This is a genomic window from Maribacter forsetii DSM 18668 (assembly GCF_000744105.1).
GTDB classification, from domain to species: domain Bacteria; phylum Bacteroidota; class Bacteroidia; order Flavobacteriales; family Flavobacteriaceae; genus Maribacter; species Maribacter forsetii.
Genome location: NZ_JQLH01000001.1, coordinates 2,338,725 through 2,363,816, shown reverse-complemented (window position 1 = coordinate 2,363,816; position 25,092 = coordinate 2,338,725). Strand labels below are relative to the sequence as shown.

Genomic DNA, 25,092 nt, shown 5'->3' with positions numbered 1-25,092 from the left:
AATATATAAATAACCTTGCTTATACCTTATTAAAAAATTGATATTGATATTTTAGTAAGCTATAAAAAACACAAATAAATTTTAAGAAGTAGAATTATGTCAAGAACGAAAATAGCATTGGTAACCGGTGGTAGCCGAGGAATTGGAAAGAATATAGCATTAAAAATTGCAGAAAAAGGTTTGGATGTTATTTTAACCTATCACTCTAAAAAAGATGCTGCAGAGAAGGTTGTTAGGGAAATTGAAAAACTAGGTCAAAAGGCAGTAGCTTTTCAATTAGATACCAGTGATACCTCTAATTTTTCTAGTTTCCTTAAAACGGTTTCCATGTATTTAAATGAAAATTACCGTACCGCTAAATTCGATTACTTGATAAATAATGCAGGAACGGGAATTTACAAGCCATTTCTAGAAACTACCGAAGCCGATTTTGATGCTATGATGAACATTCATTTAAAAGGCGTTTATTTCTTAACTCAGCATGCAGTTGAACAATTAAATGATGGTGGCGGAATCATTAATATATCATCTGGCTTGGTAAGGGTAACGATACCTGGCTCTTCTGCCTATGCAAGTATGAAAGGTGGTATAGATGTATTAACAAGATTTCTGGCAAAGGAACTTAGTGATAAAAAAATACGTGCAAATGTGGTAGCTCCTGGTGCTGTAGGAACAGACTTTGGTGGTGGGGCAAATAAGGACAATGAGGAAAGACGTGAAAAAATTAGTAGTAACACCGCACTTGGTCGAGTTGGTGAACCAGAAGACATTGGTGGAATTGTTGCTTTTTTATGTACGCAAGATGCCGGTTGGATCAATGGTCAGCGTATAGAAGCTACTGGTGGGTTAATGTTATAAATCTACCTATTAATAATTATTCTGCACTTATGGTGATCGTTTAGTTCTTATAATTATTACATTTAAGAGTTAAATGACTAACCATATAAGTATCATTTATTATGAAAAAAATTACGCTATTTTGTGCATGTTTTAGTCTCTTTACTTCTATTGCTTATTCCCAAAACTTTAGAGGTCTTGATAAAAGCCCTTTAGATAGAGTCTACTTACCAGATCATTTTGCCCACGATATAAAATTTGCTCCTGAAAGAAACCTACCAGATTCTCCCATTCTCAGGGTAGATTATAGTAGACCTCAAAAAAATGGACGTGTGGTTTTTGATGGTATGGTCAAATACAATGAGATTTGGCGATTAGGTGCCAATGAAGCTACAGAGATTAAAGTATACAAAGATGTAAACATAGATGGAAAATTACTTAGAAAAGGTATCTATACCATGTATGCCATACCCAAGGAAGAAGTATGGACAATAATCTTTAATAAAGATGTTGATCAATGGGGTCATTATAGTTATGATGAGAATAATGATGTTTTAAGGATTGAGGCGCATGTATTACATAACAATAAACCAGTAGAAGAATTTACCATACAATTTGAAGATTCTGAGAATGGTATTGCCTTAATGTATATCGCTTGGGACATGGATAGGGTTGAAATACCGATAAGCTATTAAAGGGCTACATTATTTAGTTTGAAAGAAATACCTAACATATCGTTTCAAGGTCCTGACCACACTAAAGATATGGGGTATTTAGTGTTAATGAGTTATTCACACCAATACTTAAAATCACAGAAAGCAACATCTGTACAGGCACGTAAAAATCATTTGTTTTAGCTCAAATCAATTGGTCCAAATTCTAACTTTATAGAATAACAAATTTATAGGTTTTCTTTATCTCATTATCAAAACTACCTCCAATTAATTTTAATAAATCGCTTATTTTTCTCAAATCCTTTTGGAGTTTTATCTAATATTTCTAAACGTAAGGCATCAATTAAAACATCTTTAGAAAATGTGTGGTGGGTTACCAAACTAACTTCGCGTATAGGTTTAGGTTCGTTAAAATGAAGTATACGGCCTTTTTCATTATCGTTTATAGCCATTTCTGGCACCAAAGTGAATCCGCCATAATTATCGACCATTCTTTTGAGAGCTTCAATAGATCCACTTTGAAATTGAATATTCTTGTTATTATCGCTATTTCCACAAATATTCAATACTTGATTTCTAAAGCAATGCCCATTTTCTAGAAGCCAAATATTATCAAGGTTTTCTATCTCGGTAACACTTAACGTATTCTTCTCCTTTATAAAACTATCTTCTTGCCCGTAGAAAATGAATGGTTCGTTATATAATTTTATTTCTCGAATAAAAGGTTCATTTAATGGTGTCACCAAAATACCTAAGTCTATTTCTTTTTTTTGCAATGCTAAAATAATTTGATCGCTCTCCATTTCTTGAATTCTTAAAATGGTATTGGGGTATTTCTCTGAGAAAGTACCTGAAATCAAAGGAATCAAATAAGACGAAATTGTAGGTATAACAGCCATTCTGTACTCCCCTTCTAGATTGTCAAGTTCCACATTCACCATGTTTTTTAATTCCTTTATTTCATGAAGAATAACTTTAGCTTTTGCGATAAAAACTTCCCCCAAATCTGATGGTTTAAAAGGCGATTTACTTTTATCGAAAATTAAAAACCCTATTTCATTCTCTAATTTTTTTACTTGAATGGTAATTGTAGGTTGTGTTACAAAACACTTTTCCGCAGCCGTAACAAAGTGTCTATAAGTATCTAAGGCAATTACGTATTCTAATTGTTGTATGGTCATATATGATACATATTAATTTTACCAATACAAGTATATAGAGTATTAATTTGATTAATACGGGTATGTAATTGAATTTTGCAGCAATCTTATAAATTAAATCTATATAAAATGAAAAAGAAATTAGCATCACTTATCATGCTTTCAGTTGGTATAATGGGTTTCTCCCAAACCACCGAAACTATTACCACAAATGGAGGTGTACCTGTTGGTGATAATCAAAACTCAAAAACTGTAGGCGAATACGGTCCGGTTTTATTAGAAGACATCTATTTAGTTGAAAAATTAGCTGCTTTTGATAGGGAAAGAATTCCAGAAAGAGTAGTTCACCCGAGAGGTGCGGGAGCTTCTGGATATTTTGAAGCTACAAAAGATATGTCAGCTTACACTAAAGCAGTTCCTTTTTCCAATGTAGGTAAAAAGACAGAATTGGCAGCACGTTTTTCTACAGTTATTCATGGCAAAGGATCTCCAGAAACAGCAAGAGACCCACGTGGTTTTGCCGTTAAATTCTATACCGAACAAGGAAACTATGATATTGTAGGTAATAATTTGCCAATTTTCTTTATTAGAGATGCTATCAAATTTCCTGACATGGTACATTCCTTAAAACCATCTCCAGAAACCAACAAGCAAGATCCTAACAGATTTTTCGATTTCTTTTCACATGTACCCGAAGCTACACATATGCTTACTAGATTATATACTGATTTAGGTATTCCTAAAGGATATCAGTTTATGAACGGTAGTAGTGTTCATGGTTATAAATGGATCAATAGTGAAGGAAAAGTAACCTATGTAAAATATGCTTGGGTATCTAAACAGGGTGAAAAAAACTTAACAACTGAAGAAGCTGCAGCGCAACAAGGTAAAGATTGGCAACATGCTACGGTAAGCTTAAGAAAAGATATTGACGATAAGAATTTTCCGCAATGGGATCTTTATGTTCAATTGATTAAACCAGAAGATTTACATTCTTTTGATTTTTGGCCATTAGATGCTACCAAAGATTGGCCAGAGGATAAGATTGAGAAAATAAAGATTGGTACTATGACATTAAATCAGAACCCTATAAATTATTTTGAACAAGTAGAAAGTATAGCCTTTTCTCCTGGTGCATTGATTCCGGGTGTAGAGCCATCAGAAGACAAGTTATTACAAGGTAGATTATTCTCATATTTTGATACACAAAGACATCGTTTAGGTCCTAATTTCTTGCAGTTAGAGATAAATAAACCTTTAGAAGAGCCAAAGAATTATAATTCTGATAGTTGGAACAGTGCCGGAAATAAACGATTTGAAAATCCGGATGTAAATTATCAACCAAGTTCTAAGGCCACATTAAAAGAAGACCCGCAGTATAAACTGTCAGAAACTACTTTAAAAAATGTGACCATTACTCAAAAGAAAATCACTAAGACTAACGATTTTGCACAAGCAGGTGATTTCTACAGATCATTATCAAAACAAGAGCAGGACAATTTAATTAAAAATTTGAAAGGTGATTTAGGTCAGGTTACAGATAGAAACATCCAAATGAAAATGATAGGATATTTCTATCAAGCAGATAGCGATTTTGGCATGAGAATAGCAAAAGAACTAGGATTTTCTCAAAAAGATTTTATGCACTAGAATAGAAGTAACAATTAACTAAGGGGATGCTTAGTAGCATCCCCTCTTTAATATTTAAAAATTATGAAAAATATACTAATACTATTAATTATGATCAGTACAATTACAAGCAGCGCTCAAGATATTTTTGATGTATCACGTAGTGGAGATATCGATACTCTTGAAAAAATATATGACTTAAATAAAGATGCTATAAACGCCGTTGACAATAAAGGTTTTACTCCTTTAATTCTTTCAGCATATAATAACCAAAAAGAGGTTGTCGCATACTTGTTAGAAAAAGGGAGTAATGTAAATGCACAAGATGCATCTGGTAATACCGCTTTAATGGGGGTTTGCTTTAAAGGAAATATTGAAATCGCTAAAATGCTTATTGATTATGGGTCAGAAGTGAATCTACAAAACTACAATGATGCTACAGCACTTATATATGCAAGTACTTTTGGTCACACTGAAATAGCTGATTACTTGCTTAAAAACAAAGCAGATGCATCTATAATGGATAATAGAGGCAACACAGCATTAAAACACGCACAGATGCAAGGTAATACAGAAGTAATTGCACTTTTAAAATAAATTACATATCGTCTGATTAAACCACAAAATGTCCTGTAAAAAAGGGCATTTTGTGGTTTTTATATGTATCAATATTATTTAAAAATGAATATGTTCTTTGCAAGGTTATATTTATCTTCAAGTTATATTTCATCCTTAAATAACCAATAATGAGAATAGCTGTTTTTAGTACCAAAACTTACGATCAAGAATATTTTGAAAAATATAATAAGGAGTATAACTATTCTTTTTCTTTTTATGAAACAGCATTAAATCCTGATACTGCCAAATTAACTGCAGATTGTGATGCGGTCTGCGTTTTTGTTAATGATACTGTAGATGATAATACTATAAAAATACTTTCCAAAAATGGAATTCAACTAATTGCGTTACGCTGTGCCGGCTACAATAATGTAGACTTGGATGCTGCTGCAAAAGAGAATATAAAAGTTGTAAGAGTTCCTGCGTATTCTCCAGAAGCGGTTGCCGAACATGCCTTAGCGTTGATTTTAACCCTAAATCGTAAAACACATAAGGCTTACAACCGTGTTCGAGAAGGTAATTTTTCGCTTAAAAACCTCATTGGCTTCAACTTAAACAACAAAACTATTGGCGTTATAGGTACAGGAAAAATTGGAGAAACATTCTGTAAAATTATCAAAGGATTCGGGTGTAAGATAATCGCTTATGATATTGCTGAAAACGAGAATTTAGTAGCACTAGGTGTTGAATATATGCCATTGGAAAAGGTTTTTGAACAGTCGGATATTTTGTCACTTCATTGCCCGTTGAACAAGCATACCAAACATATAGTAAATAAAGCCTCTATAGCATCAATGAAAGACGGAGTTATGATTATTAATACCAGCCGTGGTGCATTGATAAAAACCGAAGATGCCATTGAGGGACTAAAGAATAAGAAAATTGGGTATTTAGGTATTGATGTTTACGAGCAGGAAGAGAATCTTTTCTTCGAAGACCATTCTGAAGTTATTATTGAGGATGATATGTTATTAAGACTATTAAGCTTCCCTAATGTATTGATTACTTCTCATCAAGCGTATTTTACTAAGGAAGCCATGGATCAAATAACTACTATTACTTTAGAGAATATAAAAGCATTTGAAAACGGAAGCGAATTAGTCAATGAGGTCGGGCAATAAAGCTTATACATTTGATAGATGGGTTCTAGATATACATTTATATATTAACCCTTTGTTATGAATTAGCTTATTTTTAGTATTCCAAAACATGTAAACTAAATGTGAACCTTGAAAAATATACCAGACATATCATTTCAAGATGCCGAAAACAAACATAGTTTCGAATGTTTGAACTTAACACAGTTTTTTGCTAGAATACCTGAAATAGCAGACCACAACCCTACCCAACCGCATAGGATTCATTTTTTTGCCTTACTGATCGTTACAGAGGGTAAGGGTACGCATCAAGTAGACTTAAAGGATTATGCCGTTAAAAAAGACTCGGTACTAAAGTTAGCAAAAGGTCAAGTTCATGCCTTTCAAAAAAATGCTACTTATAAAGGATTTTTGGTGTTGTTTACAGAAGATTTTGTCATGAACCACTTCTCAAAATCCTCGATCAATATGATATCGCATCTGTATAATTATCACGTGACATCCCCTATTTCACAAAACAAGGAGCTCAACCATTCTTTTTTACAGGAATTGAATGCAGAACTTACCAATTCAAACACCTTTGCAAGAAACAATATAGTAGCCTCTTTGATCAATCTCTATTTACTGAGACTTGAACGGGAATATAATCAGCAATCACCTCAAAATAACGTTAAGAACTATACGGTTTTTATAGCATTCAAAAATTTAGTAGAGCAAAATTATGCTACTACAAGAAATGTGAAAGACTATGCCGAAATGCTTACCATTACTACCAAACACCTAAATGAAGTGGTTAAGGAGTTTACATTGGGTACGGCTAAAACCTTTATAGACGGCTACGTAATTCTTGAGGCAAAAAGATCTATTGTCAGTACAGATAATGGTTTTAAAGAGATAGCGTATGAAATTGGCTTTGACGAGCTGACAAATTTCACCAAATTTTTCAAAAAAAATGTTGGTGTTTCTCCTAAGGCATTCAGAGCCAGTTCAGTATAATTGCGCATATTTACCATTCTTAGTCTCATATTGATAACGGAATACCGTCATTCCCATTTTAGTTTTGCAGTGTAGAATTACACTAAAATCAACTAAAATGAAAATTATGAAATCAAAATTAATTGCAATTAGTCTGTTTGCAATGGCGATAGCTAGCTGTAACAGTCCAGAAAAAAAAGTTGAGACTGTTTTAGAGGTAACCAGTTTCAATATCAAAACAACCGTAAGCGAATTGGAGTTTAATGAACTTGATGCTGAAATAGAAGAAACTTTTACAAGTAAGCAGCCTGGTTTTATTAGACGTCAAAGTGGTGTTGACGAACAAGGAAGATATGCGGTATTGGTATATTGGAAATCACTTGCCGATGCTGAAGCTTCAATGAATAAATTTATGTCAGATGAATCTGTTGCCAACTATGCGGGTATGATCGATGGTTCCACAATGAAAATGTCTCGTTTTAAAACAACCGATGAATTTACTGCAGCCAATAGCACATTTACAGAAGTAATGACCTTTAAATTAAAGGAAGGTGCCAATGTTGAAGCTTTTAATGCAGTAAATGACAGAGTTGGACCGGAATTCAGCGAAAAACAAACCGGATTTTTACAACGAATTACTGGGGTCAATGAAGCCGGAGAACAAGTTGCTGTTGCGTATTGGGACACAAAAGCGCATTCAGATGCAGTAATCAATGATTTTATGAACGCTGCGGTAGCTAAAGAATTTATGGGGATGATGGATCAGTCCACCATAGATATGATCAGATTTCAATCGCTTTCTTCTTTGAAGAATGTTGCATTGTCGAATAAAGATAAAGTAGTAGCTTTATTGAACAGCTTCAATACAGGTGACCAAACACCTATTTCTTACATTAATCCCAATACATACATTCAGCACAACTTAGGTGTAGCAGATGGCTTACAAGGTTTTGGTGAATTAATGCAACATGCCCCAGAAGGCGGATTTAAAGCAAAAGTTTTACGTGCCTTTCAAGATGGGGATTATGTGTTTGCGCACACTGAATATGATTTCTTCGGACCAAAGGCAGGATTTGATATTTTCCGTTTCGAAGATGGATTAATCGTTGAGCACTGGGACAACCTATTACCTGTTCAAAAGCCAAACCCAAGTGGAAGAACTCAATTTGACGGTGCAATTACTTTGACTGATTTAGATAAAACAGAAGCGAATAAAGCCGTAGTTAGAGGTTTTATAGAAAACGTGCTTTTAAATCATGAAATGGATAAAGTAGCCAATTACATTTACCCAACAACATACATTCAACATAATCCTGCAGTAGCAGATGGTTTGGATGGTTTTGGGGCAGCTATGAAATATTTTCCAGAAAACGGATTGGTAATGCAGTATGATGAACTACATATGGTTTTGGGTCAAGGTAACTTTGTGTTAAGTGTTAGTGAAGGCAAATTCGGTAAAGGTGACCATACCGCTTACTATGATCTGTTTAGATTAGAAGATGCGTTAATAGTAGAACACTGGGATGTTATCGCTACGATACCTGCAAAAACTGAATGGAAAAACGAGAATGGTAAATTCTAATCCGCTCTAGAGAGTAAAATCCCTAAGGGCAATCCCATGAGGCATTCAAAGGAAACAAACTTTTAAATTCGAGGCAAGTCTCGGGGTATTATACCCTTTGGCGGTGCCAATAAAATTAATTGAAAAGGAATAGCCGGTAACTCGGTTGTTCCTTTTAAAAGGTTCAAATATTATGATTGCAGCACACCAACAAATAGCAACTACATTGGCAGATTTGTTCGAAGATGCCAAATTTGATGAGATAAGAATAATGAAGGCTTTGACCAAAAGCATTCTAGGTACTATTCAACCAATACATTTTAAGGATACCTATCTGGCAATCTCAAAAAAGCAAGGAGAAGATGTAGTAAAACTTATAAAAGAAAATGGAGTGGAAAATGTGGTTGAATTTGGTTCTTCATTCGGTATATCTACCTTGTATTTAGCCGAGGGAATTCTAGAAACAAATGGCACTATTGTTACAACCGAACTCATAGATTCTAAAGCAAAAAAAGCCATTGAGAATTTTAAAAATGCAGGTGTTGACCACCTAATAGAAATGAGAATTGGCGATGCTATAAATACATTAAAAGGGTATTCAGAACCTATAGATTTATTATTTCTTGATGGATGGAAAAATCTATACCTATCCCTTTTTCAGATGCTAGAACCTAATTTTCATAGTAAAACAATAGTATACGTGGATAATGCAGAAATGCACGATACAAAACGATTTTTAAAAGCGATACAACTAACAAACAAATACCATTTAACACCAAAGTATGACGGTAAAGTGGTCATAATTAAATCAAAATAGTATGAGTGATATAAAAATTTGCCCAACATGTGGCAGCAAGTCGAAATTCAAAGAAAAAGATGGTGTAACAACGTACACCGCAGTACAAGATGATGAGGCATTCAAAAAAATTGGTCAAATGAAAAAGGCTATGCAAAAATTTAAGGACAAAGCAGAAGCTTTGGAAAAAGAATTGAACAAATTAAAAGCCGCATTATAATATGACATTTTTGAAAAAAAATTATGGCTGGATCATTGTAACCATTCTTGCAATATTGCCAATGTTTATTTTAAGCAATATGTTTAAAATAGATACTTCTAATGGTTTTGTTTTGACTTTAGCTGAAAATGGTGGTAAAGAAGGCATGTCAACTTTAGAAATGTTATATCATATCACAGGTGAATTTTCAATAAGATGGATGACAGCTGTATTGACCTGTACCCCTTTCTTTATCTTATTTGGTGATAATAATCTATTTGTTAGACAAGCTATGGGCATTGCTACGGCAGTATGGAGTTTGTTACATTTTGTCATATTTATCTGGGCAGAAGGTTTTTCAGAAACCTTTACCCAGTTCAATTATATAGCCGGTTTCATAGCCGTTTTAATATTGATTCCGTTATTGTTCACTTCTAATAGAAAGTGGATGAAAAAATTAAAACGGACATGGAAAAAGCTTCAAAGTTGGGCATATGCAGCGATCATACTTAGCCTTTTACACGTAGCCATTTTAGAAAAAACATGGATTATTTATGCGGTAATCGTGGGTATTGGTTTCATAATTAGAATTCCCTCAGTAAAAGAAAAAATTATGAGCAGAAGGAAGAATAAAACTCAAGCAACTTAAGAAAGCTAAGTAGTTATTTAAAAAATAAAAAGTTGGTTCTGAGATTAGGAATATTATCTCAATTAACGAGTAAAAAATAAAATGAAATGAAAATAGCAGTAACATCGGCAAGTGGAAAATTAGGAGCATCAATTGTAAAGCACCTTATCAATTTAATAGGAAAAGAAAATGTCATTGGCATTGCCAGAACTCCTAAGAAAGCTACATATTTAGATGTAGAAATCAGAAAAGGAGACTACAATAGCCGCGAAGATTTCAATGAAGCATTACAGGGTGTAGATGCCGTTCTTTTGGTATCTGGCATGGATGAACCTCAAAAACGAATTCAGCAACACAGGAATGTGATTGAAGCTGCAAAACAAAATGGAGTACAAAAAATAGTGTATACCAGTATTGTTGGCGATGATGATAAAAATGCCTTCAGTCCTATCGTACAAAGTAATAGACAAACAGAAAAAGATGTACAGTCATCTGGAATCGATTGGGTTATAGGTAGAAACGGAATTTACATAGAACCAGATTTGGAATATATAGATACCTATGTAAAAGAAGGAAGAATAGAGAACTGTGCGGGTCAAGGAAAATGTACCTATACCAGCAGAGAGGAATTGGGCTATGCGTATGCCAAGTTACTCATTGAAGATAAACACAATGGCAATGTTTATAACCTAGTTGGCGAACCCGTTACACAAAGTGAGTTGGCCGAAAACATCAATAAGGTGTATGGTACTAACTTGATCTATAATTCAGTAACAATTGATAGTTATGCAGCAGATAGAAAAGCCGCATTAGGTGATTTTATGGGTACGGTAATTGCAGGCATTTACGAGGGTATAAAAAGCGGAGCTAATAATGTGCCTTCAGATTATGAGAAAGCAACTGGTATAGCTCCAAAATCTCTTTTTGAGATGATTTCTGAGTTTAAGAACAATCACTAATTACATTCAAAGACAAAGTATATGGTGTTTTAAATACCTTATACTTTGTTTTTAATTTTGAATAATAGCATATGGGAATAGTTGAAACCATCATAAAAAAAGTCCTTGAAAAAGGAACCATAATAGAAAAAACAAAACTGTCAGATTCGGTATATAAAATTCGGATTCAGAGTGATGCCGTTGCTTCGCATGATTTTGTTCCAGGGTACTTTATAAGATTAGGCGTGGGTATTGGGCAAGATGAAATTTCTATGAAAGATAAAGTTAGGAGTTATAGTGTTTGGGATATCGATAAAGAAAAAAACACCATCGATTTGGCAATAGCAACGCATAGTCAAGGTATTGGTGCAAAATGGGTAGAAAGCTGTACCCCTAATGATACGGTGTATTTTAAATGGAAAAAAGGTAAGTTCTTAATCAATAATTCTGCAGATAGCTATCTAATGATCGGCGATTTGTCTGCACTATCACACTTGTATATCATCAATCGAAATTTACCTGAAAGTAAACAGATAAATAGCCTAATTTACAGTCAAACAAATGAAGACTTCTTTTCTGATATTGATGGTACTACACCGTTTCAATTTCATAAAATGAATGAGAACCCATCTTCTGAAATCAAAAATTCATTAAAAAGTATCGTACCTGAGATGAAAGGTATTAAAATGGTATATATAGCGGGTGATAGTAGAGTTTGTGTAGCATTGACCAATTACTTTAGAAAAGAGCTGAACTGGAGTGCCAAACAAATAAAAACCAAACCTTTTTGGAATCCTGAGAAAAAGGGATTGGAATAATTGCCATATATTACAGGGTATATATGCCATACCCATGAAAGTAAAAGTCTGCCTTATTCAAGATAGTCCTGTTTTCTTTGACATAGAAAAAACTATCGATAAAATAGAAAACCTTGTAAAAACCTATGCCAAGCAAGGGTGCGAATTAATCGTTTTTCCAGAATCCTTCATTCCTGGCTATCCAAGAGGGTTTTCTTTTGGTGCCGTTGTGGGCAGTAGAACTGACAAAGGCAGGAAGCTATATGCTGACTACCATAACAACAGCTTAGATTTAGAAGGTAAAGAGTTGCAAAGACTAGTGAAGCTAGCCAAAACCGAGAAGGTTTATTTGGTGATTGGCATTACAGAAAAGCAATCTAACAATGGTAGTCTATATTGCTCCATGCTGTACATCTCCCCTACTGACGGCTTTTTAGGTGTTCACCGAAAAATAAAACCTACAGGCAGCGAACGTATTATCTGGAGTGAAGATGATGGGAAATCCTTGGTAAGTTTTAACACAAAAATAGGAAAGCTTGGCGGACTCATTTGCTGGGAAAATTACATGCCGTTAGCGAGAATGTCGATGTATAAAAAGGGTGTAGAAATTTATATAGCACCTACGGCAGACTCCCGAGAGGAATGGACATCTACCATGAAACATATTGCATTAGAAGGCAGATGCTTCGTTTTGGGCTGTAATCAGTATTATACAAAGTCCATGTATCCAAAAGAATATCAGCATTTGGTTACAAATGAACCTGAAAATTTATGTCGCGGTGGTAGTGTAATCGTTTCTCCGTTAGGTAAAATCATTGCAGGTCCTTTGTTTGATGAAGCAGGAGCGTTAATTGCAGAGATAAATTTAGATGAAATAGTACATGCAAAGTTAGATTTTGATGTCATCGGGCATTATTCACGTAACGATATTTTCGAATTTAATGCTGTAAATCAACCAAATATGAAAGTCGAAAAAGGATTAACTTAAGCATACAAGATTTTCAAAAAGATGAAAGCTTTTACTAAAAGAATATATGGCGATCCAGAAGTACTACAACTAGAAGAAGTTGCCAGACCTGTAGTTAAGGATAATCACATTTTGGTAAAAGTAATGGCAAATTCGGCGAATCCAGCAGATTGGCATATTCTTCGTGGAAAACCCTTTTTTGCGCGGTTGTCATTCGGACTCTTTAAACCCAAAGAGCCCATTTTGGGTGCTGATTTTGCAGGTATTGTTGAAGAAGTAGGCTCTAATGTAACAGCTTTTAATATTGGCGATAAAGTGTTTGGAGAATCAATAGAAGGTGGTGCTTTTGCAGAATGCCTAAGCGTAAAAAGTAGCGTTTGCGCAAAAATACCAGAGTATATAGATTTCCCGGTAATGGCAAGTATTCCTATTGCCGCACAAACCGCTTACCAAGCATTAATTACTCATGGTAAGTTACAAAATGGAGAATCTCTATTGATCAATGGAGCATCAGGAGGCGTTGGTCATTTTGCAGTTCAAATAGCAAAAATTTATGGTGCTAAAGTAACTGCGATTTGCTCCAACAAAAATGTTGATTTCGTCAAATCAATTGGCGCTGATAATGTCATTGCCTATGATAACGTAAACATTCATGAACATAATGGTAATTACGACTTAATTATAGATACACACGGAAACTTAAAACATGCCGACTATAAAAGAATGGGTAAAAGAGGCGTTATTGTTGGTTTTACCACTATGGGACATATGGTTTCTGTTCTTTTTAAAAATGCATTTAGTAAGTTCCCTTTAACCCAGTTTACAGCCGAAGCGAACACCCAAGATTTAGAAATTTTGGCCTCATTAGTAAAAGACAATAAGATTAAGGTTCATATTGAAAAGATATATCCATATACTCAAATACCAGATGCAATTACACATATAGAGAAAATGCGAACCCGAGGTAAAGTGGTTATGGTTTGGAATAATACACTTTAAATATTGTAACCCTTTCTCTTTGCGGTAAACGATTATTCCAAGATTCTTCTTAAAACACCTAAACTATTCATATCTTATCGGTTCATACCATAAGCAAAATGAAAAAATATACTATTGCCTTAGCTTCATTACTATTAGTCTTCTCTTTTACTAGTTGCAAGAATACTACTAAAAAAACATCAGATTCAACCGAAGATACATCCGCAGAAAACCAGTCAGATAAAACCGTTTACGCAAGTGACGTAATTCCGTTTTTCGATGATTGGAAATTGATTTTAGGTGATGGGTCAAATGTTGGTATTGCCAATGATTTTGAAAATAAGAACTTCTTCTATACTGAAAATGAAAATGGAGAAGAATGGGTAGTATTTAAAGCGCCCAATGGTGGTGATACGCATGGCACCTCTAATAATACGAGAACGGAGTTGGCACAAATTAAAAAGTGGTATCCAGAAACGGCAGACGATAAATTAACGGCTACTTTAAAAGTTATGAATGTATCTTCTACAGGTGATGCTCGTGTTGCAGCAACACATGCCGTAGTTGTTGGGCAAATTCACAGTGCCGATGCATTTGAGAACGAACCATTAAAAATATTTTACAAGAAATACCCTGGACAAACAAAGGGTTCTGTATTCTGGCATTATGAAATCAATACCGCTGGGGATGATAATGCAGGTAGATGGGATTATTCATCGGCAGTTTGGGGCAATGACTTTTCCGTAGTTGGAGAAACAGCAGATACCTATCCGGCAGAACCGGTAGATGGCATTGCATTGGGCGAAGAATTCAGTTATGAGGTTGTTGTAAAAGATGGCATAATGAGCTTGAAGTTTATGAGTGACGGACATGAAACCAAAACGTTCACTAAAAATTTATTGGAATCGGAATACTCTACAAAAGCAAATATACCAGAGCAAACCAAAAAATTGTTCTTTCCTATCGGTCAAGATGGTGTGGAACGAAAAGAAGCTTACACAGGCGAAGGTTGTTTCTTTAAGTTAGGAGCGTATAATCAAACCAATGGTAAATCTCCAGACGTAAACATGAATTGGTGTTCAGGAGCAGAAACCCATGGCGGCGATATTCAAAAGCAATATGCAGATGGTAATTATGCAGAAGTTTGGTTCAAAACAGCCAGTATAAGCATTAGTAACGCTGCCGTTTCAAATGAAGGTTATTTTACCAAAAACGATTAAAGAAGTCTAAAAAATATCTCGTTAATAACTTATCATAAAGGTAATACGGTATTATGTTCTATTTTTTTTGAAAATGACGATCTTAGTTGTTCTATAAAATAACCGAATACAATTATTTAATGAGCAATATTTCATCCGTATTAAAACAAGTAAAAACTAAAGGTCCGTTAGTACATAACATTACCAATTATGTTGTAATGAATAACACCGCCAATGCATTGTTAGCTGTAGGGGCATCTCCTGTTATGGCTCATGCTATAGAAGAAGTTGCAGATATTGTAACTATTTCATCATCCTTAGTTATCAATATGGGCACATTGAGTGAGAAATGGGTAGAAAGTATGCTTATTGCTGCTGAGCAAGCAAAGGCAACAAATACTCCGTTTGTATTTGATCCAGTTGGCGTTGGTGCATCTGCATATAGAACCGAAGTTGCTCAAATGATTCTCAACGCTGCTACGCCTAATGTAATTCGTGGTAATGCATCAGAGATTATGGCTTTGGCAAAGTTGACCAATTCAACCAAAGGTGTAGATAGTACTATGGATACGCAAGATGCTGTTGAAGGTGCCACCCTACTATCAAAGAAATTCAATAATACGGTTGTAATTAGTGGCGAAACCGATTATATCATTACTGGCAATACCGTTAGTAAGATTGAAAATGGGAGTCCGCTTATGGCTAAAATTACTGGTATGGGCTGCACGGCAACTGCCATGGTGGGTGCATGTTTAGGTGTGGAAGAAAATGCTCATTTGGCAGCTACAGCGGCAATGGCAATTATGGGTGTTGCAGGAGATATGGCTAATGAAAAAAGTGCAGGACCAGGGAGTTTTCAAATGAATTTTTATGATAGTTTATATGATATTACTCCAGAGGTTTTAGCAGCAAAATTGAAAACAAATGCCTAAAGGAGATTATGCTTTAATGTATGTGACCGATGATAGCATTAGAGATGACAATTCCTTTTTTGCGATATTAAAAGCTGCTTTAAAAGGTGGCGCCACCATCATTCAATTACGAGAGAAAATTTGTGATACCTTGACGTTTTACCAACGTGCATTACGGTGTAAAGAATTATGTAGCACCTATGGAATTCCATTGATCATCAATGACCGATTAGATATTGCACTTGCCATAGATGCGGACGGTGTACATATTGGTCAAACCGATATGCCTTATGATGTTGCTCGTAGATTATTGGGTAATAGTAAGATTATTGGACTATCGGTTAGTAACAAAAAGCAAGCCGAACATCAGGATGCTCAGGCGGCAGATTATATTGGCATCTCCCCTATTTTTTCGACAAATACAAAGACAACTGATTTAGAACGACCTTTGGGTTTATTAGGACTTAAAGAAATTCGCGCACTGTATTCTAAGCCTATTGTTTGTATTGGCGGAATTCACAAAAACAACACTAAAGAAATAATTGAAAATGGCGCGGACGGGATAGCAGTAGTTTCTGCTATTTCTAAAGCAGAAGATCCTGAAGCGGCAACAAAAGAACTTAAAGAAATAGTATGCAAGACTGGTACAAACTAGCAAAAAAAAATACAGATTATATTCTGGAAGCCATAAAAGAGCAATCCTTCATTAAAGAACTGATGAACGGAACGCTACCAACAGACATTTTTCAATTTTATATTAATCAAGATGCCATGTATTTGGCGGAATATAAAAAGGTATTAGCAACTGTTGGCGTAAAATGTGAGCATGTCGATGATACCCAGTTTTTTCTAGATTCGGCCACAGGAATTATCAATGTAGAAAATGCCTTGCATCAAATTTTTCTAAAAGATAATCAGTTGGCTCACGAGCCCTCTCCTACTTGCGAACTATATACAAGTTATCTAAGTCGCATAGTGGCAAATCATTCATTAGAAGAAGCATTGGCAGCTGTTCTGCCTTGTTTTACCATTTATAAAGAAATTGGAGATTACATACAAGCGAATCAGACGAACAAAGCCGATAACCCCTATCAAGATTGGATAGATACGTATGGTGGAGAAGAGTTCGCCACTTCGGTAAACAATGCCGTGGCAATTACGAATAAATACGCCGCAAACGCTTCGGAAGAAGTATTACAAAATATGAAAGCTTCCTTTGTAAAAGCATCTAAATTAGAATGGATGTTTTGGGATAGCGCCTATACCAAAGAAGCATGGAAAATATAAAGACACCATACAAAAGTGTATTGAGCATTGCCGGAAGTGATTCCGGCGGTTGTGCCGGTATACAAGCAGATATTAAAAGTATTAGTGCCTGCGGAGCTTATGCCGCTACGGTAATAACGGCCACCACGGCTCAGAATACGCAAGGTGTAACAGATATACACGCTATACCCATTGCTCATTTGGAAAAACAACTGGATGCTGTTTTAAGTGATATTGATTTTGGAGCCATAAAAATAGGTATGCTTCATTCATGCGAAGTAATAAAGGCAGTACAGGGAAAATTAAGTGAATACAAGGCAAAGAATATCGTCTTGGATCCTGTAATGGTTAGTACCTCGGGTCACAAGTTAATTGCTGACGATGCCATTGCCTGTTTAAAGGATTTTCTGCCAAACGTCAATTTAATTACTCCTAATATTCCTGAAGCAGAATTATTGATTGACGAAAAAATAGTTAGTGATAACATGGAAACCATGGCAAAGAAAATTGGGGAGCGTTACCAAACTTCAGTCCTTCTAAAAGGCGGACATATTGATAATGGAACTATTGTAATGACAGATGTTTGCTACAATCACGAAACCAAAGAAGTCAATTTAATAACCAATCCAAAGGTAAATACAAAAAATATTCACGGTACAGGTTGTAGCCTATCGTCAAGTATTGCTGCATTCTTAAGTTTGGGTGAGCCAATAGAAATTGCCATTAGAAATGGCTGTAATTATGTGAACCAAGCCATCATTGCCGGTCAGCATAAAACTCTTGGTAATGGTAACGGACCTATCAATCATTTTGGGTTTTAATTAAACTAGTATCATCATTAAAAATGATGTAAGAAAAGACTTGGTCATATGTATGTAAATAACGAATTTCGTTATCAAGCACTAATAACAAGTAACTGATATTTAGTAGCATACTAACTAACATAAAATAGAACAAGGCGGAGTATAAAATTACTTATAACTTCCATTGAATTTTACAAGAATCATAATGAAGAAATCTATTTTTACGATTACAATATTACTTTTTACATATTCAATTTTTTCACAAAATGTAGTCTCAGGTACTGTTGTGGACAGTGAAACCAACGAAACAATACCGTATGTAAATATTGGTATACTAAAGCAGACTTTGGGTACCGTTTCAAATGAATCAGGTAAGTTTGAATTTGAGGTAAAAGACGATTTCATGAAAGATACTATTAGAGTATCATCAATAGGTTATAAAACAATTTCGTTGGTAGCATCTGACTTTATCAAGAAAATGAAGGTCAATGCTGTACTTCCACTAACTGCCGATGTAACTGAATTAAACGAAGTAACCATTACCGCCAGAGAGTTAAAAGAAAAGGTATTAGGGAATAAAGCTAGATCAAAATCTCTTAAACTTAGCTTTAGTGTAAATGAATTAGGTAATGAGCTTGGTACAAAGATCAATATTAAGCACAACCCAACATTTCTTAAAAGCTTCAATACTCATATAGTAACAAACACCAATACTTCTTTAAAGTATCGTTTAAATATTTATAGCATTAAGAATGGACTACCAGATAAAAAAATAGTAAATGAAAATATCATTTTCCCTATTGATGTAGAGAAGGGTGATTTCTCTTTGAACCTAGAAAAATATAGAATTTATGTTGAAGATGATATTTACTGCACTATAGAATTAATTGAAACGCCAAATGAAGATGATGATATTGGTTTTTCAGGTTCACTATTCGGTCACGCTATGATTGTTAGAACTACTAGCCAGGCAGAATGGGAAAAAGTAGGTACCATTGGCGTTGGTTTTAACTGTACGGTTAAGTACTAAAGTTTCTATAACTAGTATTTATTTGTCAATATAAAAACTTAGGTCATGATAACGGACTTAAATAACTATTTCGGATTATAATAGTATCTTAAACCAATACGGTACATTACGAGAAGTACGTAAAATGAAGTACGATTTACTAATAGCACATATCAATAAAATTGTTCGACTTTCGAAAGCCGAAGAAGAAGAATTGTGTCGTTACTTTCAACCCCGGTCCATAGCTAAAAAAGCGTATTTATTGCAACAAGGGGAAATTTGCAAGTTTGAAGGCTTTGTACTAGATGGATGTTTTAGAACATTCACATTGGATAAAAAGGGAAATGAGAATACCCTATTTTTTGCTACAAAAGATTGGTGGGTAATTGATATTGATAGTTTCATGAACAACAAACCATCTGAACTTAATATTCAAGCACTTGAGGACAGTGAGTTGTTGATCATTTCTCAAACTGATAAAGAAAAATTATACGAAGCAATACCATCAGCGGAGAAACTATTTCGCATTATGTTCCAAAAATCTGTAGTTGCCTGGCAAAGACGATTGGTACGTATCCAAAGTTTGACAGCTAAAGAAAGGTACCAGCACTTCACCTCCAAATATCCAGAAATCGCTTCAAAACTCACAGACAGGCAAACCTCTAGCTACTTGGGTATTACGCATGAATTTTTGAGCAATATTAAAAAGGAGTTCTAACTCACAACGCCTATTTTAATTGCCGGATTATTGAATGTTTCGTTAATAAGTTCTTACAAATTTCATAAGATTTATCCTCGGTTTATAAATATAATTTCGATCTTCCGTTCAAATAACTAATCATTATGAAAAACACTCAATTAATCATTGGATTCGTTTTATTATTTCTAGTAAACGGATATTCACAATCAAATAATACAGATTGTAAGTCAGAAGTTGACAATTTAAAAAAGGAGTTAACAACCAAAGATAATATCATTGTTTCCCAAAATGAAAAAATGGATAAATTAGAAAAAGATATAGAATATTATAAAGAAACATTAAACCTTATTAGTTCTAAAATATCCACCAAGGATAATGATGTTATCCTTAAAATTAATTCAGTTGTTGGTAACTCAAATTCAGGAGTGGTGAATATTAATGGAATACTAATAAACAAAGGTGCTGTAAGACCTGTACAAGGACAAAAAGCATATGCCACAGATCCTCAAGGGAATGGTATTATGTCCTACAAATTAAAAATAGGAGGTTTATCTAGGGTTGATAAAGTTTTAAAGGATGTACCTACAAAATTTACAATTGAACTTGAGCAAATAGTTGAAGGCACCCCAATGTTAGCTTCATTAATCATTGACTTTTATACTCGAAGCGGTTATAACAAAGACAAATTAAGTGCGACATTCAAGAATTTGAATATTAAATGGGAATAGATGTAATTAAACCATATCCTCATAAATTAATAATTCAATTACCAAAAATTTAAATCTAATATTAAGAAAAACATACATTATCATCTTATTGCTCATGTTAAGCGAACAATCAGGAAAAGCTTAAGAATTACAACAGCAAGTAAAATCTATTAATAGATTCTGAATTGACTTTTGATGTTTCAAGAAAGGATGCTGAGAATATTAAAGTAGAAAAAAAGTTAGTATTTTTTCTGAAAGAAAAAAGCGATTTTGAAACAAAAATTGCCAACTAAAAAATCAACAATTGAAACAGCCTAGCTATATATTATCGAAATGTTTAAAAATGATGGAACCGAATTAAAATGAATGATGAAGAAATTAGTATTGGTTTATCAAAACGCTATTAAATAATCCTGTAAAAACTTTAAAATTAAATTCATTGAAATATCAATAATATAGATAATCATTGATGAAAGAGAAATTAAAAGAACATATAGATAAATTAATTCCTCTTACAGATGATGAATTTGCTTTTGTTTTATCCCATTTTAAATTTGAGAAATATCACAAAAATGACTTTCTTATTCAACAAGGAGAAGATGTAAATTACTGCTATTATGTAGTTACCGGTCTTTTAAAATTAATTTATATGGACCAAGACGGAAAACAACATATTGTATCATTTGCAATGGAAGATTGGTGGGAAAGTGATTTTTCAGCTTATTTTACGCAGTCAAAAGCTAAAATGTCATTACAATGTATAGAGAACACTGTGGTATTCGCTATTAGTCTTAGCGATTATCAAAAACTATCGACCGAATTACCTAAAATGGAGCGTTTCTTCCTTCAAAAATCCAATTTAGGACATATAGCTTCACAAAATAGAATCTTATCTTTTCTAACTTCAAGTGCAAATGAGAGATATGAGCAATTACTGAAACAGTATCCAACTCTGTTTCAACGGGTGTCTAAAACGCTTCTGGCTTCTTATTTAGGTGTTTCTCGTGAGACGCTTAGTAGACTTTCTTCTTAAAAGAGTTTTCATCGTTTAAAATTGTGATGTTTGTCACACTAGAACCACTTCATTATTCAAATATTTGTCGCTTAAAATAAAGCTATTCATCATGGCATATTAATAAACTATCGTGTCATCATTTTTAGCAAAAAAAAGAAACAAATGGAAAAAAGAATTATCAACCCTTGGGATTGGCAGAATGAAAGAAGTTATGTTCAGGCAATAGAAGTAATAAAACCAGAAGGAACTTTATATATTTCTGGGCAAACGGCAATTGATGTAGACGGGAAATCAAGTAATGGCGATATGAGAAGCCAACTTATAGACACCATATTGAATTTAGAAAAAGTCATTGACGAGGCGGGGTATCAATGCAACAATATTGTACGATTAAATATCTACACCACTTCATCAGATGATTTTTTTGCCTCTTTTGATATTTTTCAAGCCTGGGTAAATAAGCACGGGATAAAACAGGCTAGTACCGTTTTAGAAGTTAAAAGTCTATTTGAAACCTTAAAAGTAGAATTAGAAGTAACTGTTGTGCGCTAGTAATTGCTATAATAGGTAAACGAAAAGCTATACTTATTTTTTGATGTATCTGCAACAAAATTGTTTTGGTCGATCTAGTTTTATAACTTTGATCGACTTTAAAAGCAGCTATGGAATACGCAGAAAATATACTTGGTACAATTGGTAACACTCCCCTTGTAAAAATTAATTCACTTACGGCAGAGTTACCTTGTTTGGTATTGGCTAAGTACGAGACTTTTAACCCTGGCAACTCGGTTAAGGATCGTATGGCATTAAAGATGATCGAAGATGCAGAAGCTGATGGCAGGTTACAACCAGGCGGAACGATCATTGAAGGAACTTCTGGAAATACGGGAATGGGACTGGCATTGGCTGCCATTGTAAAAGGCTACAAATGTATTTTTGTACTGGCGGATAAACAGTCTAAAGAAAAGTGCGATATTTTAAGGGCGGTAGGTGCAGAAGTTGTGGTTTGCCCCACAGCTGTAGAACCAGAAGACCCAAGATCTTACTATTCGGTTTCTAAACGATTGGCAAAGGAAATTCCGAATAGCTGGTATGTAAATCAGTATGACAACCCAAGTAATGCCCAAGCACATTACGAGAGCACCGGACCAGAAATTTGGAAGCAGACCGATGGTAAGATCACTCATTTTGTAGTTGGTGTAGGAACCGGCGGAACCATATCTGGAGTAGGAAAATATTTAAAAGAACAGAATCCTAATGTGAAAGTTTGGGGTGTAGATACCTATGGTAGTGTTTTCAAGAAATACCACGAAACGGGAATTTTTGACGAAAAGGAAATCTACCCTTATGTAACTGAAGGTATTGGTGAAGACATTCTGCCAAAAAATGTGGATTTTGACATTATTGACGGGTTCACCAAAGTAACCGATAAAGACGGCGCGGTATACACGCAACGGTTGGCAAAAGAAGAAGGCATGTTTTTAGGTAACTCCGCCGGCTCTGCCATTAAAGGCGTGTTGCAGTTAAAAGAACACTTTACCAAAGATGATGTCGTTGTGGTATTGTTTCACGATCACGGTAGTCGCTATATTGGTAAAATGTTCAATGATGATTGGATGCGTGAAAAAGGCTATATAGAATAACCTTTTTCATTAGCAGTTACATACTGTCCACAAACTGCTTGAACACCTTTTTATGCTGCTCCAAATCTAAATCTGGAGAAAGGGATACACGGGCAATATAATCCTTGTCATCTTCTTTCGTTGTCCCTTGTGTAGAAGTAGCCGGTATGGTCCAATAACAACCATGTAACTGTCCGTAGCTTACACAATACTTACTTTCATTTGGTATCTTGGTGATCATTAAGTTGATCAATTTATGATTCATTTCCCGTTTGTAGGCTTCACGTTCTTCTGCGGTATTTCCTTTTGTAGGTAGGTCTAATGAAAAGACCGATGGTGTAAATCCTTCGGCTGCCAATTCATCCGATACAAAATTGATTTTAGCGTCTGGTAATGTTTCTGAAATAAACTTTACAAATTCGTGCGTATTCTCATAAGCCTTATGAATTCTCTCGTTCATAGACGGCATTTGCTTTGCTAAAATTTCATACTGCAAATCGGTTGCTTCATTATCGCAAAGACTTAAATGCAGTTCTATTTTTTCGATTAAAGCCTCCGCCTTTTTATTCGCTATACAATAACCTGCCGTACATTTTCCGCCACTTGGAAATTTAGATCCGCTTGCAAAAGAAATGGTTCTGACGGATGAAAGTATATCGGCATTCCCTAAAAAATGAACATTTGGGCAAAACGTCTGATCTAGAATGAAAACGGGATCTATAGCCTCGCTCCCACTATCCGTTTTTCGTTTTGCACTTAAAACCGCCCTTAGTTTTTGAAGGTCGGGAACTTCAACTCTGGGATTGGTCGGTATTTCGGCAATGATAAAGGGTATGGCATCTTCTTTAGCAATTTTGTCAAGCACAATGTCAATACTTTGCACCATATCATTATCACCATCAACAAGTAAATCAACTATTTCAATAGCATCGCTACAGGCGGCAACTCGCCTAGCCTGATCATTGGTACCACCATAGCAATTTGGAGGAACAACGATTTTGATTGCCTTCCCCTTGTGGTCTTCCAATGCATGATGTACCAAGCCCATCATAATGGCGTATTGTATGGATAATCCGCTAGAAGCTACCAATGGCAATGTATTGGCACCGCTCACCTCTCGTATGACATCTAATACGGCAGCCTTGTTTTCTGCTGCATCTGATTTCTGAATATCAGAAGAAGATGTATTCACCAAAGATTGTAGAGCTGTAAAACAATTTTCGGGAGTCATAGCAACGGTTTCCCTTCTTCGCACATGCTGAATATCTGAAATGTAGGTTGTATTCTGCTTCCCGTTCACCAAAAGCACACTTCCTAAATCACCATGAAGATTAATATAAAAATCTATATTCGGGTTGAAGTCCACAGCGGTAATCTCATCTTGTTCAGATACAAAAATGACACTACCATCAAAAGCCTCTAAAGTTGAAGCTGAATCAACTTGCTTTAAATCAAACGTATAACCATAAACAGCCCGTAACACTTCAGCATCAAAAGAACTAGGGAATTCACCCGTGTAGGCAATAAGCGTATTGCTCTGCTTAAACAAATTTGTTCTTAAAATGGATAAAATAGGCATGGTCTCTGACTGAAAACTTATTACCCGTTCTGCTTCAAGATTATTCATATGTCCAATTGCCCATTCTAAAACACAAGACAACGGGTGACCTAATCGAATATAGTCATACGCCGTAGGTAAATTTTCTAGTGCAGTTGCGTTTGCATTATGCTCCTTCGCTAAAATTTCAAACTGGTCTAAAAATTGAACTTTCGCTAATTCTTCTTTATAAATATCCAATCGATGGGTCGTTAGGTTCAACCAATCAAAAGGCATATTCTCCAATACATTCTTTATATACTCTAGTATTTTATTTAGCTCCATTCTTATCATCATTTTCACTATTCAAAATTACGTAATTAAAAAAACTTTATTGAAAATTATACAATTTCTATGTGAATGACGTTTATATAATCTACCCCCAATAATTTTGTGTTTTAACAAATAG

General features: G+C 34.7%; 27 protein-coding genes. 25 read left to right on the top strand and 2 right to left on the bottom strand.

What is annotated here, in order from left to right:
• The first annotated feature begins 93 nt into the window (after window positions 1-93).
• Together P177_RS09930 and P177_RS09925 are read left to right on the top strand one after the other, a co-directional pair.
• The gene (locus P177_RS09930; RefSeq protein ID WP_157486526.1) at window positions 94-858 is read left to right on the top strand and encodes an SDR family NAD(P)-dependent oxidoreductase; all 765 of its coding nucleotides are present in this window, start codon (window positions 94-96) and stop codon (window positions 856-858) included.
• A gap of 101 nt (window positions 859-959) precedes the next feature.
• The gene (locus P177_RS09925) at window positions 960-1,532 is read left to right on the top strand and encodes a DUF2911 domain-containing protein (RefSeq protein ID WP_036154362.1); all 573 of its coding nucleotides are present in this window, start codon (window positions 960-962) and stop codon (window positions 1,530-1,532) included.
• Window positions 1,533-1,768: 236 nt separating this feature from the next.
• Here P177_RS09925 and P177_RS09920 read toward each other — a convergent pair whose 3' ends face one another.
• Complete coding sequence (locus P177_RS09920) at window positions 1,769-2,692, bottom strand: hydrogen peroxide-inducible genes activator (protein WP_036154360.1); 924 nt, start codon at window positions 2,690-2,692, stop codon at window positions 1,769-1,771.
• Window positions 2,693-2,800: 108 nt separating this feature from the next.
• Here P177_RS09920 and P177_RS09915 point away from each other — a divergent pair, with 108 nt between their 5' ends.
• The 23 genes from P177_RS09915 to P177_RS09805 all read left to right on the top strand — a co-directional run bounded on the left by P177_RS09915 (window position 2,801) and on the right by P177_RS09805 (window position 23,107).
• Window positions 2,801-4,321 (top strand): catalase, encoded by a 1,521-nt coding sequence (locus P177_RS09915; RefSeq protein ID WP_036154357.1) that lies wholly within the window; start codon window positions 2,801-2,803, stop codon window positions 4,319-4,321.
• A gap of 63 nt (window positions 4,322-4,384) precedes the next feature.
• Window positions 4,385-4,897 (top strand): ankyrin repeat domain-containing protein, encoded by a 513-nt coding sequence (locus P177_RS09910; RefSeq protein ID WP_051941792.1) that lies wholly within the window; start codon window positions 4,385-4,387, stop codon window positions 4,895-4,897.
• Between the two features lie 149 nt (window positions 4,898-5,046).
• Window positions 5,047-6,039 (top strand): 2-hydroxyacid dehydrogenase, encoded by a 993-nt coding sequence (locus P177_RS09905; RefSeq protein WP_036154356.1) that lies wholly within the window; start codon window positions 5,047-5,049, stop codon window positions 6,037-6,039.
• 108 nt (window positions 6,040-6,147) lie between these two features.
• Complete coding sequence (locus tag P177_RS09900) at window positions 6,148-7,011, top strand: helix-turn-helix domain-containing protein (protein ID WP_036154354.1); 864 nt, start codon at window positions 6,148-6,150, stop codon at window positions 7,009-7,011.
• Between the two features lie 106 nt (window positions 7,012-7,117).
• Window positions 7,118-8,572 (top strand): nuclear transport factor 2 family protein, encoded by a 1,455-nt coding sequence (locus P177_RS20355; protein ID WP_245233022.1) that lies wholly within the window; start codon window positions 7,118-7,120, stop codon window positions 8,570-8,572.
• Window positions 8,573-8,744: 172 nt separating this feature from the next.
• Complete coding sequence (locus tag P177_RS09890) at window positions 8,745-9,368, top strand: O-methyltransferase (RefSeq protein WP_209435186.1); 624 nt, start codon at window positions 8,745-8,747, stop codon at window positions 9,366-9,368.
• Window position 9,369: 1 nt separating this feature from the next.
• The gene (locus P177_RS09885) at window positions 9,370-9,567 is read left to right on the top strand and encodes a hypothetical protein (RefSeq protein ID WP_036154352.1); all 198 of its coding nucleotides are present in this window, start codon (window positions 9,370-9,372) and stop codon (window positions 9,565-9,567) included.
• Between the two features lies 1 nt (window position 9,568).
• Window positions 9,569-10,195, top strand: a complete 627-nt coding sequence (locus tag P177_RS09880) for a ferric reductase-like transmembrane domain-containing protein (RefSeq protein ID WP_036154350.1) — start codon at window positions 9,569-9,571, stop codon at window positions 10,193-10,195.
• Between the two features lie 86 nt (window positions 10,196-10,281).
• The gene (locus P177_RS09875; RefSeq protein WP_036154348.1) at window positions 10,282-11,133 is read left to right on the top strand and encodes an SDR family oxidoreductase; all 852 of its coding nucleotides are present in this window, start codon (window positions 10,282-10,284) and stop codon (window positions 11,131-11,133) included.
• 71 nt (window positions 11,134-11,204) lie between these two features.
• Window positions 11,205-11,930, top strand: a complete 726-nt coding sequence (locus tag P177_RS09870) for a siderophore-interacting protein (protein ID WP_036154346.1) — start codon at window positions 11,205-11,207, stop codon at window positions 11,928-11,930.
• Window positions 11,931-11,964: 34 nt separating this feature from the next.
• Window positions 11,965-12,897 carry a carbon-nitrogen hydrolase family protein gene (locus P177_RS09865; RefSeq protein ID WP_036154344.1) on the top strand — a complete coding sequence of 311 codons (933 nt, stop codon included), beginning with the start codon at window positions 11,965-11,967 and terminating at the stop codon, window positions 12,895-12,897.
• Between the two features lie 21 nt (window positions 12,898-12,918).
• Entirely contained in the window at window positions 12,919-13,875 is a 957-nt protein-coding gene (locus tag P177_RS09860; protein ID WP_036154342.1) for an NAD(P)-dependent alcohol dehydrogenase, read from the top strand.
• A 98-nt stretch (window positions 13,876-13,973) separates the two neighbouring features.
• Window positions 13,974-15,074, top strand: coding sequence for a polysaccharide lyase family 7 protein (locus P177_RS09855; protein WP_036154340.1), 1,101 nt, complete (start codon window positions 13,974-13,976; stop codon window positions 15,072-15,074).
• A gap of 119 nt (window positions 15,075-15,193) precedes the next feature.
• Window positions 15,194-15,985: a hydroxyethylthiazole kinase gene (thiM, locus tag P177_RS09850; RefSeq protein WP_036154338.1), complete on the top strand. Its 792-nt coding sequence runs from the start codon at window positions 15,194-15,196 to the stop codon at window positions 15,983-15,985.
• Window positions 15,978-16,619: a thiamine phosphate synthase gene (gene thiE / locus P177_RS09845; protein WP_036154336.1), complete on the top strand. Its 642-nt coding sequence runs from the start codon at window positions 15,978-15,980 to the stop codon at window positions 16,617-16,619. Before thiM ends, thiE begins: the two co-directional genes overlap by 8 nt.
• The gene (tenA, locus tag P177_RS09840; protein WP_036154334.1) at window positions 16,598-17,251 is read left to right on the top strand and encodes a thiaminase II; all 654 of its coding nucleotides are present in this window, start codon (window positions 16,598-16,600) and stop codon (window positions 17,249-17,251) included. The genes thiE and tenA overlap by 22 nt, the downstream gene beginning before the upstream one ends.
• Window positions 17,239-18,051 (top strand): bifunctional hydroxymethylpyrimidine kinase/phosphomethylpyrimidine kinase, encoded by an 813-nt coding sequence (gene thiD / locus P177_RS09835; RefSeq protein ID WP_036154332.1) that lies wholly within the window; start codon window positions 17,239-17,241, stop codon window positions 18,049-18,051. Before tenA ends, thiD begins: the two co-directional genes overlap by 13 nt.
• Before the next feature lie 187 nt (window positions 18,052-18,238).
• Complete coding sequence (locus P177_RS09830; RefSeq protein WP_036154330.1) at window positions 18,239-19,063, top strand: carboxypeptidase-like regulatory domain-containing protein; 825 nt, start codon at window positions 18,239-18,241, stop codon at window positions 19,061-19,063.
• Window positions 19,064-19,187: 124 nt separating this feature from the next.
• Window positions 19,188-19,760: a Crp/Fnr family transcriptional regulator gene (locus tag P177_RS09825; RefSeq protein WP_036154328.1), complete on the top strand. Its 573-nt coding sequence runs from the start codon at window positions 19,188-19,190 to the stop codon at window positions 19,758-19,760.
• A gap of 125 nt (window positions 19,761-19,885) precedes the next feature.
• Window positions 19,886-20,470, top strand: a complete 585-nt coding sequence (locus P177_RS09820) for a hypothetical protein (RefSeq protein ID WP_036154326.1) — start codon at window positions 19,886-19,888, stop codon at window positions 20,468-20,470.
• Window positions 20,471-20,918: 448 nt separating this feature from the next.
• On the top strand, window positions 20,919-21,482 hold the full coding sequence (locus P177_RS09815; protein ID WP_036154324.1) for a Crp/Fnr family transcriptional regulator: 564 nt from the start codon (window positions 20,919-20,921) through the stop codon (window positions 21,480-21,482).
• 144 nt (window positions 21,483-21,626) lie between these two features.
• Window positions 21,627-22,016 carry a RidA family protein gene (locus P177_RS09810; RefSeq protein WP_036154323.1) on the top strand — a complete coding sequence of 130 codons (390 nt, stop codon included), beginning with the start codon at window positions 21,627-21,629 and terminating at the stop codon, window positions 22,014-22,016.
• A gap of 110 nt (window positions 22,017-22,126) precedes the next feature.
• A complete protein-coding gene (locus P177_RS09805; RefSeq protein ID WP_036154321.1) occupies window positions 22,127-23,107 on the top strand; it encodes a PLP-dependent cysteine synthase family protein in 981 nt (326 codons plus the stop codon).
• Window positions 23,108-23,123: 16 nt separating this feature from the next.
• Here the strand turns inward: P177_RS09805 and P177_RS09800 are convergent, their stop codons facing one another.
• A complete protein-coding gene (locus P177_RS09800; RefSeq protein ID WP_036154319.1) occupies window positions 23,124-24,968 on the bottom strand; it encodes a PLP-dependent aminotransferase family protein in 1,845 nt (614 codons plus the stop codon).
• Between the last annotated feature and the right edge of the window lie 124 nt (window positions 24,969-25,092).